Below are 2,190 nucleotides of genomic sequence, written 5' to 3' on the forward strand. Positions count from 1 at the left end.
AAGCATAATATGCTGACTGACAAACCAAGCTATCAACAAAAAATATACAACTCAGAATAATTATCTAAAAACAAAAGGCATTGACGGAAAAAAATCTTAAATTATTATTTAACGACAAGCAAAAAGACCAATTAACCCCATTAGCCTTAATTATAAACCTAATGCCAAGTATTTATACTTGTTTATATTACGTTTAACTTTTGGCAGGTATATTCGGTTGCAGAAGTCGCAAGTATCCCTTCCGTTAATCAATTTGCCCGGCAATAGCCGGGCTGTTTTTTTTCAGTTGTATCTGCTTTAATAATATCCATCGGTTATCGTGTCTGTTTATCCGACCTGGCAGGTGCCAGTTTGATATACTTTCCCCTCCGCATATCATCCCCGTAGTTTCTTTTTCCCGAAGGTATTTACCACCAGAAAATACTGTGTTCTGTACCGAAAGAGAGATTACAGAATATCTTTGATGCTCTCAGCAAGTGTTGTTGTTGGTCGTCCAATCAGTTTACTCAGAGTATGACTATCATCGAATAATCCTCCTACGGACGCACCAACATCAGAGTCAGCAAGCATTTCAGACAACTCATCAGGCAAGCCCGCATTTTTCAGTGCGGCAACAAAATCAGCCTGACTTAAATTCTGATACACAACATTCTTTCCGCTCTGTTCAGTCAGTTCTTTCGCCAGGTGGCTTAATGTCCGGGCCTCATCTCCGGCAAGCTCATACACCTTACCCGCATGCCCGTCTTCACTGATAACACAGGCGGCAGCCGCCGCATAATCAGCTCTGGCAGCGAAAGCGATTTTGCCTTCTCCGGCCGCACCAATAAAGACACCATGCTCAAGTGCAGCAGGTACACTGGCCAGATAGTTTTCCGTATACCAGCCATTGCGCAGAAGGGCATACCGGATACCGGAATCAGCCAGCATTTTTTCTGTTTCCACATGCTCAGTATGTAAACCCAGCGGAGAGGTGTCGGCATGTAACAAACTGGTGTAAGCAATGAATTTCACATTAGCTGATTTTGCCGCATTAATCACATTACGATGTTGCGTGACACGCTGTCCGATTTCACTGGAAGAAATCAAAAGCAATTTCTCAACCCCCTGTAATGCCCTGATTAATGATGCTTCATCATTGTAATCAGCCTGACGTACAGAAATTCCTTTCCGGCTCAGGGATGCACCTTTTGCCGGATTACGGACAATCGCCACAATCTGGCCTGCCGGGACTGTTTGCAGCAGATTTTCAATAACATGCTGACCCAGGAGGCCTGTCGCACCGGTAATTGCAATCATAAGATAGCTCCTTAATGTATCACTTGTGTTTCGTTAACATAACACCTAGACTTACTTAAAGTAAGTACATACAAAAAGGTAAGTGCAACGTGGCAGCTTCAACATTATCCCAACAGTTACGCGACGGTAATTTATTTGCCGCGCAATGCCCTTCCCGGGAAATTCTTAAACATGTAACAAGCCGCTGGGGGATACTGATTTTAATTTCCCTTCGTGACGGGACACACCGTTTCAGCGATTTACGACGCAAAATCGGCGGAATAAGTGAGAAAATGTTAGCTCAGTCATTACAGGCGCTGGAACAGGATGGCTTCATTAATCGCGTGTCATATCCGGTATTACCGCCGCACGTCGAGTATACACTGACCGATCTTGGTGAACAGATAAGTGAAAAAGTCACCATACTGGCAGACTGGATAGAGATAAATCTTTCGAAAATACTGGCGCAAAAGGAAGATAAAACAGCATAGTGCTTTACACTATTGGTTCCCGGGTCGTCAGGCATTATTCCGGACGCTTTGTCCCGTTAAATTTCTGTCCGCTTTTCAGTGGCAGAAAATTTACGATATCCCTTGTAAGGACCATAAATATCCCGGGAATACCGTATTGCTGGCTGTTGTTACCGGAACGCGGCTTGCTATTCCCCTCTCCCTCCGGTGTCAGGCACTCAATATCAGTCTGCGGGATGTGATTGCCGGATGCCGTGATCTGTATGTCAGCAAATATTTAGTCCACTACACAAGAAATACATCACAGTCACAGCCCGGCGGCAAGGTAACCGCAAATACCCTGACCACCAACTTTAAAAAAGCCAGGGATAAAACCGATATCGACTGGGGAGAAGGAACACCGGCAACATTTCATGAAATGCGGTCATTATCGGAGCGTTTATAC

At 44.5% G+C, this 2,190-nt stretch carries 2 protein-coding genes and 1 pseudogene; 2 read left to right on the forward strand and 1 reads right to left on the reverse strand.

All coding sequences use genetic code 11. The annotated features are described in order from the left end of the window. Positions 1-447: 447 nt before the first annotated feature. Positions 448-1,296 (reverse strand): SDR family oxidoreductase, encoded by an 849-nt coding sequence (locus HMPREF3119_RS13440; protein WP_032098665.1) that lies wholly within the window; start codon positions 1,294-1,296, stop codon positions 448-450. Positions 1,297-1,385: 89 nt separating this feature from the next. Here HMPREF3119_RS13440 and HMPREF3119_RS13445 point away from each other — a divergent pair, with 89 nt between their 5' ends. Both HMPREF3119_RS13445 and HMPREF3119_RS13450 read left to right on the forward strand, forming a co-directional pair. Next, on the forward strand, positions 1,386-1,766 hold the full coding sequence (locus HMPREF3119_RS13445) for a winged helix-turn-helix transcriptional regulator (protein WP_004239793.1): 381 nt from the start codon (positions 1,386-1,388) through the stop codon (positions 1,764-1,766). Positions 1,767-1,830: 64 nt separating this feature from the next. Continuing rightward, positions 1,831-2,190, forward strand: a pseudogene (locus HMPREF3119_RS13450) (integrase); the annotation flags it as partial.

The organism is Morganella sp. HMSC11D09 (assembly GCF_001807955.1).
Taxonomy (GTDB): Bacteria; Pseudomonadota; Gammaproteobacteria; order Enterobacterales; family Enterobacteriaceae; genus Morganella; species Morganella morganii.

Coding starts and splice junctions, on each gene's coding strand:
- HMPREF3119_RS13440 (WP_032098665.1), bottom strand. CDS start 1,296: ATGATTGCAATTACCGGTGCGACAGGCCTCCTGGGTCAGCATGTTATT.